The sequence below is a fragment of the Brucella sp. NBRC 14130 genome (assembly GCF_040371715.1).
Lineage (GTDB): Bacteria > Pseudomonadota > Alphaproteobacteria > Rhizobiales > Rhizobiaceae > Brucella > Brucella intermedia.
In genome coordinates, this window is the sequence record NZ_BAABTE010000007.1 from 135,288 (window position 1) to 150,275 (window position 14,988).

The window sequence follows — 14,988 nt, forward strand, 5'->3', positions numbered from 1 at the left end:
GGTTTTCCTCGGCCTAAAACTGGAACAATCTTGGTTCTACTCTTGCTGTTTCGCCATATTCGTCTCACATGAGTGGGGAAAAGTCGCGACACAATCGTGTCATTCTTAAATCGACATCAGGTTTGGAGTTGTCATGTCTAAACGTCCTTCGATCTCTTTCAGCGATTTTGCAGTACCGGAAAGAGGCGTGTCCATCGTCCTCGTCGCCAAGGGCGGCGGCTTTGCGGACGAGGCGGCCGCGGCTGCTGGCGGTGCGGACAAGATCAAGCGTATTGCCGAAATTTCCGGGTTCACCGGTGCTTTGGGCAAGACGGCGGAAGCGATCGAGACGACTTCCAGCGGTGTCGACAAGATCGTTCTGGTCGGCGTCGGCGAGCCGGGCAAGCTTGGCAATGACGACTGGCTGAAGATCGGCGGCGCGGCATTTTCACGAATCGGCAAGGCGGAGCGCGCAACCGTGACGCTGGCACTGCCTGAAACCACCATCGCCGGTGATGAAGCTGCCGATCTGGCACTGGGCATGATGCTGCGCTCCTACAAGTTCGAACGCTACAAGACGCGCAAGAACGATGAGGAAAACGGCGATCCGAAACACGCCGCGAAGATCAACATCTGCGTCGCGGATGCCCACACTGCGAAGCGGGCCCTCGAAGTCGCTGAAGCGGTGGCGGACGGCGTTATCCAGGCGCGCAATCTCGTCAACGAGCCTGCCAATATTCTGGGGCCTGTGGAGTTCGCGCAGGAAGCCGAAAAGCTCGAAAAGCTTGGCGTCAAGGTCGAAGTCCTCGGCGAAAAGGAAATGAAGAAGCTCGGCATGGGCGCGCTTCTCGGCGTGGCGCAGGGCTCTGTCCGCCCGCCGCGTCTGGTCGTCATGGAATGGCAGGGCGCGAAGAGCAAGGAAAAGCCGGTCGCGTTCGTCGGCAAGGGCGTGGTGTTCGATACGGGCGGCATTTCCATCAAGCCTGCCGCTGGCATGGAAGACATGAAGGGCGACATGGGAGGCGCGGCAGCCGTCACCGGATTGATGCGCGCCCTGGCTGGCCGCAAGGCGAAGGTCAATGCCATCGGCGTTATCGGCCTTGTAGAAAACATGCCCGACGGCAACGCCCAGCGTCCGGGCGACATCGTTACCTCCATGTCCGGACAGACGATTGAAGTCATCAATACGGATGCGGAGGGCCGTCTCGTCCTCGCCGACGCACTGCACTATACGAACGACCGTTTCAAGCCGCGCTTCATCATCAACTTGGCCACCCTCACGGGTGCGGTCATGGTCGCGCTCGGCCAGTATCATGCCGGTCTCTTCTCCAACGACGACGAGCTTGCGGACCAGCTTTACGATGCGGGTCAGTCGACGGGTGAAAAGCTGTGGCGCCTGCCGCTCGGCACCGAATACGACAAGATGATCGATTCGAAATTCGCCGATATGAAGAACAGCGCTGGCCGTTACGGCGGATCGATCACGGCGGCACAGTTCCTCAAGCGCTTTGTCGGTGAGACCCCTTGGGCGCATCTCGACGTTGCCGGAACGGCCATGGGTTCGCCAGCAAACGAATACAGCCAGACATGGGCTTCCGGCTATGGCGTTCGCCTGCTGGACCGCCTTGTCCGGGATCATTTCGAAAGCTAAAATCTTTTTGGAACAAAGGGATGGGTGGAGAAGCGGTATCAGTTTCTCCATCCGTTCGCGAAACGGATAGTGCATGGCGGAAATCCTCTTCTATCACCTGACGGAATCGACACTCGATGAAGCCTTGCCCGGCTTGGTCGAGCGGTCGCTCGGGCGCGGCTGGCGCGTCACGATCCAGACCGTCAGCGAGGAAAGACGCGATGCGCTTGACGGCTTGCTCTGGACCTTTTCCGACACGTCCTTCGTGGCGCATGGCACCGACAAGGAGCCTCATCCCGAACACCAGCCGGTATTGCTGACCACCAGTGAAGCCAATCCGAATGGCGCGACGGTGCGCTTTCTCGTCGAAGGCGCCGGGCTGGAACAGGCGGGCGCCTATGAACGCCTTGTCGTCATGTTCGACGGGCACGATCAGGAGCAACTCGATATTGCCCGGGGGCAATGGAAAAATTTCAAGGCGGAGAACCACGATTTGACTTACTGGCAGCAGACGCCAGACCGCCGCTGGGAGCGCAAAGCGTAATGAGGACGCTATTCATCTTGATGGCCGTCGCCGGCTTTGGTCTTGCCATTGGCTATCCGTGGTATGTGCGCCATTTCACCGGCAGCGAAATTGGCCGCTGGACCATGCTGGAAAACCGGCAGAGCGGTTTCAAGATTCAGGAAGTCAGGCTGTCGGCGGCTGATGGGCCGGTGCGCGTGTTCATCGATGCCACGCCTCTGCCGGGTTATGTGCCTGCGGAACGGCGCTCGGCGGTGACGCTTGCCGTCAGCCGCGACGGACAGCCGGTTCTCTCGCAGGGGCTCGACTTTGCCTCGACTACCGGTTCCATCAACACGGACCGCCCGCAGGATGGCAGTGTTCTGCGCCAGAGTGCCGGGGACATCGATCCCGTCATTCCGGGGCTTTATGGATTTCGTCTGGTGCAGGGCAATACAGACGGGCTTCAGATTTCAAAGGCCGATCTGGTGTTGCGGCGAGGGGCGGAAACGCCCAACGAGGTCTATACGACCATCGGCCTGATCCTCGGTGCCTTCGGGCTTTATGCATTGATGCGCACGCGCCTGCGTCCTCAAGGCTGAGGAAGCGCAGATGGGCGCTGCGATTTTCGACCGCATTCTGCTGTTGCTGCTGTCCGCACTTGCCGCCTTTATCGCGCTCGTCCCGATGGCGGAACTGGGCTGGTTCGGTTCGTCCTTTGAGGGATCGAGCGGTTATCTGGCCATGTTCGTGGCTTTTCCGATCCTGACCGCCATTCTCGCAGTTCTTGCGGTGCGGTACGCGCCGCGCCCGTTGCCGAAGGCACTGCGGATCGCTGGCGCGTCGATCATCGGTTTGGTCTATATAGTTTTCTTCGTGCTGTGATTGCCACTGCAGCGCAATGACATGCCAGCGGTGGCGGATCAGTCCGCCATCGCTTCTTCATATTCAGTGGAGAGTTCCAGCCATTTGTCCTCTGCATCCGCAAGGGCAGAGCGTGCATCGCTCATCTCCTTGTTGATCCGGATCGCCTTTTGAGGCTCCTTCTCGTAAAGAGCCGGGTCTTCGAGCTGTGACGAGAAGACTTGAATCTGTTTCTGCAGCTTCTGGATCAAGGCTTCGGTTTCCTTGATCTTTTTTTGCAGCGGCGCCATGGCCTCGCGTTTCTGGGCGGCGAGTTTTCGCTGCTCGGCCTTGTTGACCCTGGCGTTGTCGTCGCGGTCGGAAACCGGTTCTCCCTTGGCGTCGGCCAGAACGATCTGCCGGTACTCGTCGAGATCGCCTTCAAACGTCTTCACGCCGCCCTCGCGGACCAGCCACAGCCGTTCCATCGTCGCTTCGATCAGATGGCGGTCGTGGGCGATCAGGATCACCGCGCCGTTGAAAGCGTTGAGCGCATGCACAAGCTCTTCGCGGCTGTCGATGTCGAGATGGTTGGTCGGTTCGTCGAGGATGAGCAGGTTCGGGCCGTGAAAAGTCGCAAGCCCCATCAGGAGGCGCGCTTTCTCACCACCGGAAAGATCCCTGGCTGGTGTCAGCATCTTTTCGGTCGAAAGGCCCATCTGCGCAACGCGCGCGCGGACCTTGGCCTCGGGTTCCGTCGGCATCAGCTTGCGCACGTGCTCGATGGCGTTGTCCTCGGGAACCAGATCGTCAAGCTGGTGCTGGGCGAAGAAGGCAACCTTCAGATTGGGCGAAACCGTGAGCGTGCCCTTTTCGGGCGTCAGGCGACCGGCAATCAGCTTGGCCAGCGTCGACTTGCCGTTGCCGTTGGAACCGAGGAGCGCGATGCGGTCGTCATTGTCGATGCGCAGCGTCACATTGCGCAGCACCGGCTTGCCCGGCACGTAGCCCACATCGGCGTTGTCCAGAGCGATGATCGGTGAGGCGGCCTTCTTTTCCGCATCCGGGAAGCGGAACGGCTGCACATTGCTTTCCACATAAAGCTCGATTGGCTTGAGCTTTTCCAGCGCCTTCATGCGGGATTGCGCCTGCCGGGCCTTGCTAGCCTTGGCGCGGAAACGCTCCACAAAGGATTCCATGTGCTTGCGGTGGGCTTCCTGCTTGGCATGGGCCTTCTGCTGCAATTCCAGCATCTCGTGCCGCTGCCGCTCGAACTGGTCGTAATTGCCGCGCCAGAAGCTGATCTTCTTCTGGTCAAGATGCATGATCGACGACGTGGCCGAGTTCAGGAGATCGCGGTCATGGCTGATGATGATGACCGTGTATGGATAGCGCTTCACATAATCGACCAGCCAAAGCACGCCTTCAAGGTCGAGATAGTTGGTCGGTTCGTCGAGCAGCAACAGGTCCGGCTCGGCGAAGAGAACCGCAGCCAGTGCGACGCGCATGCGCCAGCCGCCGGAAAAGGCCGATGCCGGCTGGCGTTGCGCTTCCGCGCTGAAACCGAGACCGGACAGGATGGCGCCGGCGCGCGCTTCCGCAGAGTGAGCGTTGATATCGGCAAGGCGGGTGTGAATTTCCGCAATGCGGTGCGGATCGGTCGCGGTGGCCGCTTCCTCCAGAAGCGCCGCGCGCTCCTTGTCCGCCTTCATGACGATTTCGATCAGCGCTTCGTCGGTGCCGGGCGCTTCCTGCGCGACCTGGCCGATACGGGTGTTCTTCGGAAGCGAGATGCTGCCGGTTTCCGGCGCGAGATCGCCCGTGATGACGCGAAACAGCGTGGATTTGCCGGTGCCGTTACGGCCGACGAAACCCGTCTTCGATCCCGCCGGCAGCGTTACGCTGGCGTGGTCGATCAGGAGGCGTCCGGCAATTCTTACGGAGATGTCGTCAAGGATAAGCATGATGAAAGCGCTTTTGCACGGCTTGAAGCGTTTCCGCAAGTATCAACATCAGTCAGGCGAAACGCCGCCCGCCTTCCGTTCGCAGGAAATGCATGAGATCGAGCGACGGCGCTTCCATTCCCAGTCTGGTAAACGCGGTATGAATCTGTCCGCGATGGTGCGTCTGGTGATTGAACATATGGGCAAGTGACGGCATGAGCCGCTGGCTTATCGTGCGCATTTCATTGAGTTTAGTATAGCTGAAGCGACCGCCGAGTTTCTGCGCGTCGAGGCAGTCCGCATAGCGGCATATGCGCGCGTCTTCCGCCTGCCGCAGATCGCGCAGCATGATGAAATTGTCGGAAATGATCGCATCAAGCGTCTTCGGATGATCGCCTTCCGTGGTGAAGCGTTTCATCCAGATGCGGTCGGCGACGAGCAGATGATTGAGTGTGCGATGGATGGAGCCGAAGAAGAGACCGAGATCGAGCCTATATTCCTCGTCGCTCAACTGGGCAGCGGCGGCATAGACCAGTTCATTTGCCCATCGGTTGTAATAGGCGAACATTTGAAAATGCTGTTCCACGAGAACCCCCTGACCACCCGTCGGCACCGCTTCCGCGAGGCTGAATCGGCGCGGCATCATCTATGCAATCAATTTTCTGTCGTCTCAAGGTGCTAATCGGTTCGCCTCTTGGCAATCGGGCCTATCGACGGTATAGAGCCTCACTTTTCTGAAAATTCCAGCACAAGGTGTCATAATGGCAATCGAACGTACCTTCTCCATGATCAAGCCCGATGCGACCCGCCGCAACCTGACCGGCGCAATCACCGCCAAGCTCGAAGCAGCTGGCCTGCGCGTCGTCGCTTCGAAGCGCGTCTGGATGAGCCTGCGTGAAGCTGAAGGCTTCTATGCTGTTCACAAGGATCGCCCTTTCTTCGGCGAACTGACCGAATTCATGTCTTCCGGCCCGACGGTCGTTCAGGTTCTGGAAGGCGAAAACGCCATCGCCAAGAACCGCGAAGTCATGGGTGCGACCAACCCGGCAAACGCTGACGAAGGCACCATCCGCAAGGAATTCGCCCTGTCGATCGGCGAAAACTCCGTACACGGTTCGGACGCTCCGGAAACCGCTGCGGAAGAAATCGCATACTGGTTCTCGGGCACCGAAATCGTCGGCTGATCCCAACGAGAATATAAAGAAAAAGCCCGCCTTCCCGGCGGGCTTTTTTGTTGTCTGGGCGATGCGTGGAAACAGGTTTCAAAGGCTCTGCGCGAGCCTTGCCACTTCCTTCCCTTCGTCGTCGAAGAGAACGAGCTTGCCCATATCGATCTTGTAGGACCGGGTCTTGCCGAGCACGTCGAGGAACTTGCGTTCCTGGTTCATGAGGGCAGGCGGGCACTGGACATAGGTCGATCCGATCTCGGCGAAGGAAATATTTTCCCCGGTCACGGTCGCCTTGCTGAAATAGCGGTTGCAGCCGCCCGACCCGCTGACCGCGCCATCGGTCGAAACCGTCAGGGTTGTCTGGGCATTGTCGATCACGCCGCCGCCTTGAATGTCCTCCGCGAGCCAGTCCTTGCCCTCGATGCCGATGGCAGCGCCTTCGTCACCGCTCTTGCGCACCATCACAACCTTTATTTCCGCAGGTTCGCCGGGGTTTTCCGGATCGATCGCATAGCGTTCGTCATTGACGAACCACAGCGTGTCGCCCGCCGAAATGCGCGCCTGCAAGGCATAGCTATGGCCGGGCTGGATCTGGTCCATATCGAAATTGATGGCAAACGGGATCGGCGATCCCTGAACGGATTCGATCCGCGTTTCGCCGATGACCTTCGAGGGGGCGTCGGCCAGCGAGACGTCGGAAAGCTGGACCGTCAGGCTTGCTTCCGGCGGCAGCGCGATCCGCTCGCGATACACGACCTTGCCGCTGACGGTCTTTTCCGCCGCCAGGCTGCTTGTCGGCATCGAGGTGGTCAGGAACAAGGCAGCGCCGCCAAGCGCGCCAATGCCGACCACAAGTGCCGCCGCAATTGAAAGGGTTTTCGCCAATCCATTTCGCATCGTTAAAGCCCGAAACTTCCGTTCCCGCATGCGTTGTTTGTTGCAAGACAGATGGCGCTGATGCGGATTCCAGTCTGTCTGTCATCATCGCCTGTCGGCATCTGATTCATGATATCGACAATAGCGAAATCTTCGTGTGAAAATTGTGGCGGCGCAAGAACACGCCAGCTAAATTACCCACTATTCTAGGGGGTTAAATAGTTAATTCGCGATTAAAATGAAAAATTGAGATCAATAGCGACCCCCCTGATCGGAAGTTCATGACTGTTTCCAGCGTTCGCGTATCTTCTCGTCTTCCTCTTTGGACGATACCCATCCGCCGACAGAACCGTCGGCGAGATGCTCCCTTTTCCAGAACGGAGCATCGGTTTTCATGTAATCCATCAGGAACGACGCGGCCTCGAAAGCCGCGTGGCGATGCGACGAGGCCGCAGCCACCAGAACGATGTTCTCGCCGGGCCTGATAAGCCCGTAACGGTGAATGATCGTAAGCGCGGTTATCGGCCAGCGCGCGATGGCCTGTCGGGCGATGCGGGTGATTTCCGCTTCGGCCATGCCGGGATAGTACTCCAGTTCCAGCGCGGAAAGCGTGCCGCTTTCATCGCGGCAAAGACCGGTAAAGGTGACAATGGCGCCTATATCCGTGCGCCCCTGTTCGAGCTTGCGCAGTTCCGCCGCCGTGTCGAAATCTTCGCTTCTTATGCCGACGAACAGTGGGCATGGAGCTTGCCCGCTCATCTCATCCTCCCGTCATGGGCGGAAAGAGCGCGACTTCGTCGCCGTCATTCACCAGTTCATCATGCTCGGCATGTTCCTGATTGATCGCGGCGCGAATGACATGCTCATGCTCGAAAGCGGCATCATATTCCGGCCCAAGCGATTTCAGATGGCCGATGAGATCACCGACGGTCGTTTTGGGTGAGGGGAGTTCGATAGTCTCCTCGCCCTTGCCAATTTTCTCGCGCACCCATGCGAAATAGACGAGTTTTACCGCCACTGGATCAATCCATCACGTGTTTCAGGCCCGCCTTAAAGTAATCCCAGCCCGTGTAAAGCGTCAAAAGGGCCGATACCCAAAGCAGGACAATGCCTGTTTCCGTTACATAGGGCATGATCTTGTCACCGGCAGGGCCTGCCAGCAGGAATGCAAGCGCGATCATCTGTGCGGTCGTCTTCCATTTGGCGAGGCGCGAAACGGGCACGCTGACCTTCAGCTCGGCAAGATATTCGCGCAGGCCCGAAACCAGGATTTCGCGGCAAAGGATGATGATGGCGGCCCAGAGCGTCCAGCCGGCAATCGTGCCGTCAGCGGCGAGCAGCAGCAGGATGGCCGATACGAGAAGCTTGTCGGCGATCGGGTCGAGCATGCGGCCGATGGTCGATGTCTGTTTCCATATGCGGGCGAGATAGCCGTCGAAAAAGTCGGTGATGCTGGCGACGGCGAACAATCCGAGAGCTGTCCAGCGGGCGAAATCGCTCGACTCCAGCCGTCCCTCGATAAAGAAACACAACACCACAAGAGGCACGGCGATGATCCGGCCATAAGTAAGGATATTGGGTAGGGAGAGGGTATGATTCTTCTGCATTCGTTCCGCCGCATGTTTGTCAGTCGCACATCAACAGGGATATGACATAAAATCAACTCCCGCTAACATGTTCGCCCGAGACTTAGAGCGCGTTTCGATCTGATTGGATCAGATCGGCGCTCTAATCCTTTGTTTTAACGCGCATCTTATCCGAAAACCGTTTCACACTTTTCAGGATGCGCTCTAATGACGCTTGTAGATGATTCCCGGACAAGTTTGTGTCATCGATCCCGGAAATGGTCGTGGATCGTCCGCGCCATGGCTTCCGAAATGCCGTCGATCTGCATGAGGTCCTCGACCGCAGCACGCGAAACCGCCTTTGCGGTCCCGAAATGATGCAGGAGCGCACGCTTGCGCGACGGGCCGATTCCCGCGATTTCATCGAGCGGATTCCTGACCATTTCCTTCTTGCGCCGGGCGCGGTGCGTGCCGATGGCGAACCGGTGGGCCTCGTCGCGCAGACGCTGGATGAAATAGAGCACCGGATCGCGCGGCGGCAGCGTGAAGGCCTGCTTGCCTTCCACGAAGAAGCGTTCGCGTCCCGCTTCGCGGTCAACGCCCTTCGCGATGCCGATGGCATTGACAAGATGGCTGATGCCAAGCTCGCCAAGAATTTGCCGCACGGCGCCCACCTGGCCTTGCCCGCCGTCGATCAGGATGACATCGGGCCAGGCTGGAAACGTATCCGTTACTTCGGCGTCGGCCGGTTCTTCCGGCGTGCCGTGTTCCTTGACCAGCCGTGAGAAGCGCCGCTCGATCACTTCTCGCATCATGCCGAAATCGTCGCCCGGCGTAATGTCGGTCGAGCGGATGTTGAACTTGCGATACTGATTTTTGACGAAGCCTTCCGGCCCGGCGACGATCATGCCACCGACAGCGTTCGTGCCCATGATGTGGGAGTTATCATAGACCTCGATCCGGCGCGGCGGCTGCGACAGGCCGAAGGTCTCGGCCATACCCTGCAAAAGACGGGCCTGCGACGATGTTTCGGCAAGCCGCCGCCCAAGTGCCTCGCGCGCGTTGGTGAGCGCGTGATCGACAAGGTCCTTCTTCTCGCCGCGTTGCGGCACGTTGACCTGCACCTTGTGTCCGGCGCGCGTCGAGAGCGCTTCGGCGATGAGCGATTGTTCCTCCACGGTCTCGGACAACAGGACGAGGCGTGGGCATGGCTTGTCGTCATAGAACTGCGACAGGAAGGCACCGAGAACTTCCGCGGGACCAAGCGAACTGTCGGCTTTCGGGAAATAGGCGCGATTGCCCCAGTTCTGGCCGGTGCGGAAGAAGAAGACCTGAATGCAGGTCATGCCGCCTTCCTGATGGATGGCGAAAACGTCTGCCTCTTCAACCGTCTGCGGATTGATGCCCTGATGCGACTGGACATGCGAGAGCGCCGCCAGACGGTCCCGGTAAACGGCTGCGTGCTCGAAATCGAGGTCCGCCGATGCGGCCTGCATCGCGGCTGACAGATGATCCTTGACCGACTGGCTCTTGCCGGAAAGAAACGCCTTGGCCTCGCTCACCAGCTCGGCATAGTCCGCGTCGCTGATCTCATGCGTGCAGGGGCCGGAACAGCGCTTGATCTGATAGAGAAGGCAGGGGCGGGTTCGTGTTTCAAAAACCGAATCCGTGCAGGTTCGCAGCAGGAAGGCGCGCTGAAGCGCGTTGATCGTGCGGCCTACGGCACCTGCGGAAGCGAAGGGACCGAAATAGTCGCCCTTGCGCGACCGGGCGCCGCGATGCTTGAAGATGCCGGGCGCCCGATGGTCGCCGGTCAGCAGAATATAAGGAAACGACTTGTCGTCGCGCATCAGCACGTTGAAGCGCGGACGCAATCTCTTGATGAGATTGGCTTCCAGCAACAGGGCTTCCGTCTCGGTGCGGGTGACGACGAATTCCATCGTCACCGTTTCGCGGATCATCCGCGTTATGCGATTGGAATGGCCGATGCCGCGCGCATAGTTGGACACGCGCTTCTTGAGATTGCGCGCCTTGCCGACATAGAGCACGTCGCCATCGCTGTTGAACATGCGATAGACGCCCGGATTGTTCGGCAGGCGCTTCACGAAAGCATTGATGATGTCCTGCCCGCTCAGGCCTTCGATATCCGGCAGGCCATCGGAGGAATCCCACTGGATGGAATCCGCAGCCGATGGCGATGCGGGAGCTTCGACTATATCGTCGCTCTCGTCATCCTCTTCGGTCTCCGCGTCGCCAATGATGATACCGGCCACGTCCTGCTCGTCGTCGGGCGGCAGGTTGGCGACAGCATCCTCATTGTTCTTCCGGTTTCCAGTCATTCGGTAATTCCTGCAATATCCGGGGTTTCCCATGCCAGGTGCTGTCCGCCGTCAAGGGCGATCATCTGGCCGGTGACGGAGCGGCTTTCCCAGAAATAGCGAACAGTACGCCCAAATTCCGACAATTCCGGCGCGCGCTGCAAAAGAAGTTGTCCGACCTGCTGTTCAAAATCACCCGGCTTCTGCCGTTCGCTCGGCAATGTGGGGCCCGGCGCGATTGCATTGACCCGGATTCGCGGCGCGAGCGCTTGCGCCATGGTTCGGGTGGCATTCCACAGCGCCGTCTTCGAAAGCGTATAGGAAAAGAAGTTCGGATTGAGCTTCCATACGCGCTGGTCGATTACATTGACGACAAGCGCGTCCTCGCCGTCGGGCAGGGCATTCGCCATTTCCTCGGCCAGCAGGACCGGCGCCTTGAGGTGGATCGCAAAGTGCTTGTCCCACAGCGCCATGTCCAGTTGCCCGATACGGTCGTCTTCAAACAGCGATGCATTGTTGACCAGAAGCCGGATCGGCCCGATCTGCTTCGCTGCATCCCGGACAAGGTTGCGGACATCGGCTTCCGAGGCAAGGTCGGCGCGCACGACACAGGCCTTTCCGCCTTGTTCGTTTATGGCTGCGGCAAGGGCCGCGCCGTCATCGACGGAGTGATTGCAGTGTATGGCGACCGGGAAGCCATGGGCGGCAAGGTCTTCGACGATTGCCTTTCCAATGCGCCGTGCGCCGCCGGTTACCAGAACCGGACATTTGGCAAGCAGGCGAGGCTCGTGATCATTCAACACGGTAAACACTTTCTTATCGAGATTCTTCAATCGATTTCATGCCACTTCGGTCGGAAAATTGCAGCTAAAAATAGCGTCCGCAACATTCATAGCTGACAAATTTGTAGGGATTTCAGCGACTTCGTTTCGTCTGGCCGGGCGGCGTGCGGCGCCACTCACACCATCCTCCCACTATATAGGTGCCCGCAACGGGCGTTGCGATAATGCAACATCGCAATTTTGCCACGTTCTCGTCAGGTTCTCTCCACAGAAGCGGGCATTTCGTGCCGCAATTACCGCCGATATGTCGGTCCTGTCAGCGCGGCATGGACGATTACTCCCAATGTCGCCCGCCCGATAAGGGACCGCGCAAAAGGTAATTTGTGTAAGGAGAATGCTATGCGCACTCTTAAGTCTCTCGTAATCGCCTCGGCTGCGCTGCTGCCGTTCTCTGCGACTGCTTTCGCTGCTGACGCCATCCAGGAACAGCCTCCTGTTCCGGCTCCGGTCGAAATGGCTCCGCAGTACAGCTGGGCTGGCGGCTACACCGGTCTGTACCTCGGCTACGGCTGGAACAAGGTCAAGACCAACACCGACGGCAGCATCAAGCCGGACGACATGAAGGCTGGCGCTTACGCTGGCTGGAACTTCCAGCAGGACCAGTTCGTATACGGTGTTGAAGGCGACGCCGGCTACTCCTGGGCCAAGAAGTCCAAGAACGGCCTGGAAGTCAAGGAAGGCTTCGAAGGCTCGCTGCGTGGCCGTCTTGGCTACGACCTGAACCCGGTTATGCCATACATCACCGCCGGTGTTGCTGGTAAGCAGGTCAAGCTCGACAACGGCTTTGACGACGAAAGCAAATTCCGCGTTGGTTGGACTGCTGGTGCAGGTCTGGAAGCCAAGCTCACGGACAACATCCTGGGCCGCGTTGAATACCGTTACACCCAGTTCGGCAACAAGACCTATGATCTTGGCACCGAGTCGGTCCGTAACAAGCTCGACACCCACGACATCCGCGTCGGCGTTGGCTACAAGTTCTAATTATATGATAATTGAACACGGAAAACCGGGCAGGAAACTGCCCGGTTTTTTGTTGCGCCGTTTTTGGGCTCAGTTGGTGGCGGCATCTATCAGCCAGCCGCGAAAAGCCGACATCGCTTCGGTTTCCGCGCGCGATTGCAGCCGCGTCAGCCAGTAACTGCCCATCGTCACCGTCGTTTCGAATGGCTGGACGATGGTTTCCGACAGCAATTGCCGGGAAAACATCAGCGGCGGCGCAAGTGCAATACCCGCTCCCTGCATGGCGGCTTCCATCATCGCAAGCGACGAATCGAACATGATGCTCCGGGGCAGGGGCATGTCGCCCGTGACGCCTGCCGCCAGAAACCACTGCGTCCATTCATCGGCACGGTAGGAGCGCAACAGCGTGTGGCGCGCAAGATCGGCCGGGGTTCGCAATTCGCGCGCAAGTTCGGGAATGCAAAGCGGCGACAAGGGTGCTTCCAGCAATCGCGTTGCATCGATGCCGTGCCAGGCGCCGCTGCCGAACCGGATGGCGTAATCCAGCCCCTCCGCCGCGATATCCACCCGGTTGTTGTTGGTCGAAAGCCGCAGGTCGATGAAGGGATAGCTTTTCTGGAAATCTGGCAGGCGCGGCAGCAGCAGCCCACCGCAAGCGTCCCCACCGCGCCGACCCGCAATATTTCCCGGTAATGCCCCGCCTCGAAACGTTCGAGCGTTCCGGCAATCCTGTCGAATGCGTCCTTCAATGTGGGGAGCAGCGTTTCCCCTTCGCTGGTCAGCATCAGCCCGCGCGGCAGGCGCTCGAACAGCGTCACATTCAGCCGGGTCTCAAGGCTTTTGACCTGATGGCTGACAGCGGCCTGCGTGACGCAAAGCTCGATCGCGGCCTTGGTGAAGCTGAGGTGGCGCGCCGACGCTTCGAAGGCGCGCAGCGAATTGAGCGGGAGATGCGGACGAACCATGAAGACCCAAATTTTTCTAATGTCAAATGCTAGATAACGTCGTTTGTCGCCGCAGCGCAAGCATCGTATATCAGCAGGGCCTGAAAGGCCTATATACCGTGGGAAACGGGTTTCAGTATAATGGATCGCGCAGCGGCGGCTATGTCTCGGTTGAGACGCAGCCGAATGCATAATCATGAGGTTTATTCATCTGTCATGAGAAAATCTACGACGCTTTTGATTGGTTTCCTTGCTGGTTCAGCCATCATCCCTGCCGGCGGCGCGCTGGCGGCAGGCACGATAAATGACGACGAACTGCGCCGCATTGTCGATGAAACCGTGCGCCCGCTCATGGCCGGGCAGAAAATCCCCGGCATGGGCGTTGCCGTAAGCATCGATGGCAAAAGCCACTTCTTCGGTTATGGGGTGGCATCGAAGGAAAGCGGGCAGAAAGTCGATAAGGATACGATTTTCGAAATTGGCTCGATCAGCAAGACCTTCACCGCGACGCTTGGCGGCTATGGATTGGCGACCGGCGCATTCTCCCCGTCCGATCCTGCGACCAGATGGGCTCCCGAACTTGCGGGCAGCAGTTTCGACAAGATCACCATGCTGGATCTTGGAACCTATACGCCGGGAGGATTGCCCTTGCAGTTCCCCGATGCTGTCACCGACGACAGTTCCATGCTGGCCTATTTCAGAAAGTGGAAACCGGATTACCAGGCGGGCACCCAGCGCCGTTATTCGAACCCCAGCATCGGGCTGTTCGGCTACCTCGCAGCACGCAGCATGGGCCAGCCGTTCGATGTGTTGATGGAGCAGAAGCTTCTGCCCGCATTCGGTCTGAAGAACACTTTCGTTCATGTGCCGGAAAGCCGGATGAAGGACTATGCCTATGGCTACGCCAAGGCCGACAAGCCAACCCGGGTGGCAAGCGGCACGCGGGATGCGGAGGCTTATGGCATCAAGACCACGGCGCCCGATCTCCTTCGCTTCGTGGAGCTGAATATCGACAGCGCCTCGCTTGCGCCCGACTTCCAGAAAGCCGTCGCCGCCACGCATACGGGTTATTACGGTGTCGGGGCGAACAATCAGGGTCTCGGCTGGGAAATCTATACCTATCCGGTCACGCTCAAGACGCTTCTCGCTGGCAATTCGTCGGATATGGCGCTGAAATCGCACAAGATCGAGAAATTCGATCCCCCACACGCGCCCTCGGCGGATATGTTCATCAACAAGACCGGCTCGACCAAGGGTTTTGGCGCCTATGCGGCCTTTGTCCCCGCGAAGAAGACCGGCATTGTTTTGCTCGCCAACCGGAATTATCCAAACGATGAGCGCATAAAGGCCGCTTATCGCATCTTGCAAGCGATCAATAAAAGCGAGTGACCCGCAAAAGGAAACCCCGGAAAATCCG

The 14,988-nt window shown here is 58.8% G+C and carries 15 protein-coding genes and 1 pseudogene; 7 read left to right on the plus strand and 9 right to left on the minus strand.

Annotated elements, in window-relative coordinates; genetic code table 11:
- The first annotated feature begins 133 nt into the window (after positions 1-133).
- From ABWW28_RS16475 to ABWW28_RS16490, 4 genes are all read left to right on the plus strand, one after another.
- Positions 134-1,630 (plus strand): leucyl aminopeptidase, encoded by a 1,497-nt coding sequence (locus ABWW28_RS16475; protein ID WP_353391461.1) that lies wholly within the window; start codon positions 134-136, stop codon positions 1,628-1,630.
- 73 nt (positions 1,631-1,703) lie between these two features.
- On the plus strand, positions 1,704-2,153 hold the full coding sequence (locus ABWW28_RS16480) for a DNA polymerase III subunit chi (RefSeq protein ID WP_006472348.1): 450 nt from the start codon (positions 1,704-1,706) through the stop codon (positions 2,151-2,153).
- A complete protein-coding gene (gene bspB, locus ABWW28_RS16485; RefSeq protein WP_006472349.1) occupies positions 2,153-2,713 on the plus strand; it encodes a type IV secretion system effector BspB in 561 nt (186 codons plus the stop codon). Before ABWW28_RS16480 ends, bspB begins: the two co-directional genes overlap by 1 nt.
- A 10-nt stretch (positions 2,714-2,723) precedes the next feature.
- The gene (locus ABWW28_RS16490) at positions 2,724-2,996 is read left to right on the plus strand and encodes a hypothetical protein (protein WP_006472350.1); all 273 of its coding nucleotides are present in this window, start codon (positions 2,724-2,726) and stop codon (positions 2,994-2,996) included.
- Between the two features lie 38 nt (positions 2,997-3,034).
- On the opposite strand, the gene ABWW28_RS16495 is transcribed toward ABWW28_RS16490, so the two are convergent.
- Positions 3,035-4,918 (minus strand): ABC-F family ATP-binding cassette domain-containing protein, encoded by a 1,884-nt coding sequence (locus ABWW28_RS16495; protein ID WP_006472351.1) that lies wholly within the window; start codon positions 4,916-4,918, stop codon positions 3,035-3,037.
- Between the two features lie 52 nt (positions 4,919-4,970).
- A complete protein-coding gene (locus ABWW28_RS16500; RefSeq protein WP_353391592.1) occupies positions 4,971-5,483 on the minus strand; it encodes a DinB family protein in 513 nt (170 codons plus the stop codon).
- 175 nt (positions 5,484-5,658) lie between these two features.
- On the opposite strand from ABWW28_RS16500, the gene ndk reads away from it, so the two are divergent.
- Positions 5,659-6,081, plus strand: a complete 423-nt coding sequence (gene ndk, locus ABWW28_RS16505; protein WP_006466421.1) for a nucleoside-diphosphate kinase — start codon at positions 5,659-5,661, stop codon at positions 6,079-6,081.
- Positions 6,082-6,159: 78 nt separating this feature from the next.
- Here the strand turns inward: ndk and ABWW28_RS16510 are convergent, their stop codons facing one another.
- The 6 genes from ABWW28_RS16510 to ABWW28_RS16535 all read right to left on the minus strand — a co-directional run bounded on the left by ABWW28_RS16510 (position 6,160) and on the right by ABWW28_RS16535 (position 11,658).
- Positions 6,160-6,963 (minus strand): YbaY family lipoprotein, encoded by an 804-nt coding sequence (locus ABWW28_RS16510; protein ID WP_021587839.1) that lies wholly within the window; start codon positions 6,961-6,963, stop codon positions 6,160-6,162.
- Between the two features lie 258 nt (positions 6,964-7,221).
- Entirely contained in the window at positions 7,222-7,701 is a 480-nt protein-coding gene (locus ABWW28_RS16515; protein ID WP_006466424.1) for a molybdenum cofactor biosynthesis protein MoaE, read from the minus strand.
- Position 7,702: 1 nt separating this feature from the next.
- Positions 7,703-7,960, minus strand: a complete 258-nt coding sequence (gene moaD / locus ABWW28_RS16520; RefSeq protein WP_006466425.1) for a molybdopterin converting factor subunit 1 — start codon at positions 7,958-7,960, stop codon at positions 7,703-7,705.
- A gap of 4 nt (positions 7,961-7,964) precedes the next feature.
- The gene (gene pgsA / locus ABWW28_RS16525) at positions 7,965-8,549 is read right to left on the minus strand and encodes a CDP-diacylglycerol--glycerol-3-phosphate 3-phosphatidyltransferase (RefSeq protein ID WP_006466426.1); all 585 of its coding nucleotides are present in this window, start codon (positions 8,547-8,549) and stop codon (positions 7,965-7,967) included.
- A 221-nt stretch (positions 8,550-8,770) separates the two neighbouring features.
- Positions 8,771-10,846, minus strand: a complete 2,076-nt coding sequence (gene uvrC, locus ABWW28_RS16530) for an excinuclease ABC subunit UvrC (RefSeq protein ID WP_312968774.1) — start codon at positions 10,844-10,846, stop codon at positions 8,771-8,773.
- Positions 10,843-11,658, minus strand: coding sequence for an SDR family oxidoreductase (locus tag ABWW28_RS16535; RefSeq protein ID WP_353391466.1), 816 nt, complete (start codon positions 11,656-11,658; stop codon positions 10,843-10,845). Before ABWW28_RS16535 ends, uvrC begins: the two co-directional genes overlap by 4 nt.
- A 348-nt stretch (positions 11,659-12,006) precedes the next feature.
- On the opposite strand from ABWW28_RS16535, the gene omp25 reads away from it, so the two are divergent.
- Positions 12,007-12,648 carry an outer membrane protein Omp25 gene (gene omp25, locus ABWW28_RS16540; RefSeq protein ID WP_006472445.1) on the plus strand — a complete coding sequence of 214 codons (642 nt, stop codon included), beginning with the start codon at positions 12,007-12,009 and terminating at the stop codon, positions 12,646-12,648.
- 69 nt (positions 12,649-12,717) lie between these two features.
- Here omp25 and ABWW28_RS16545 read toward each other — a convergent pair.
- Positions 12,718-13,592: pseudogene (locus ABWW28_RS16545) on the minus strand (LysR family transcriptional regulator).
- 195 nt (positions 13,593-13,787) lie between these two features.
- Here ABWW28_RS16545 and blaOCH point away from each other — a divergent pair.
- Positions 13,788-14,960 carry an OCH family extended-spectrum class C beta-lactamase gene (gene blaOCH, locus ABWW28_RS16550; RefSeq protein ID WP_353391468.1) on the plus strand — a complete coding sequence of 391 codons (1,173 nt, stop codon included), beginning with the start codon at positions 13,788-13,790 and terminating at the stop codon, positions 14,958-14,960.
- Positions 14,961-14,988: the final 28 nt, after the last annotated feature.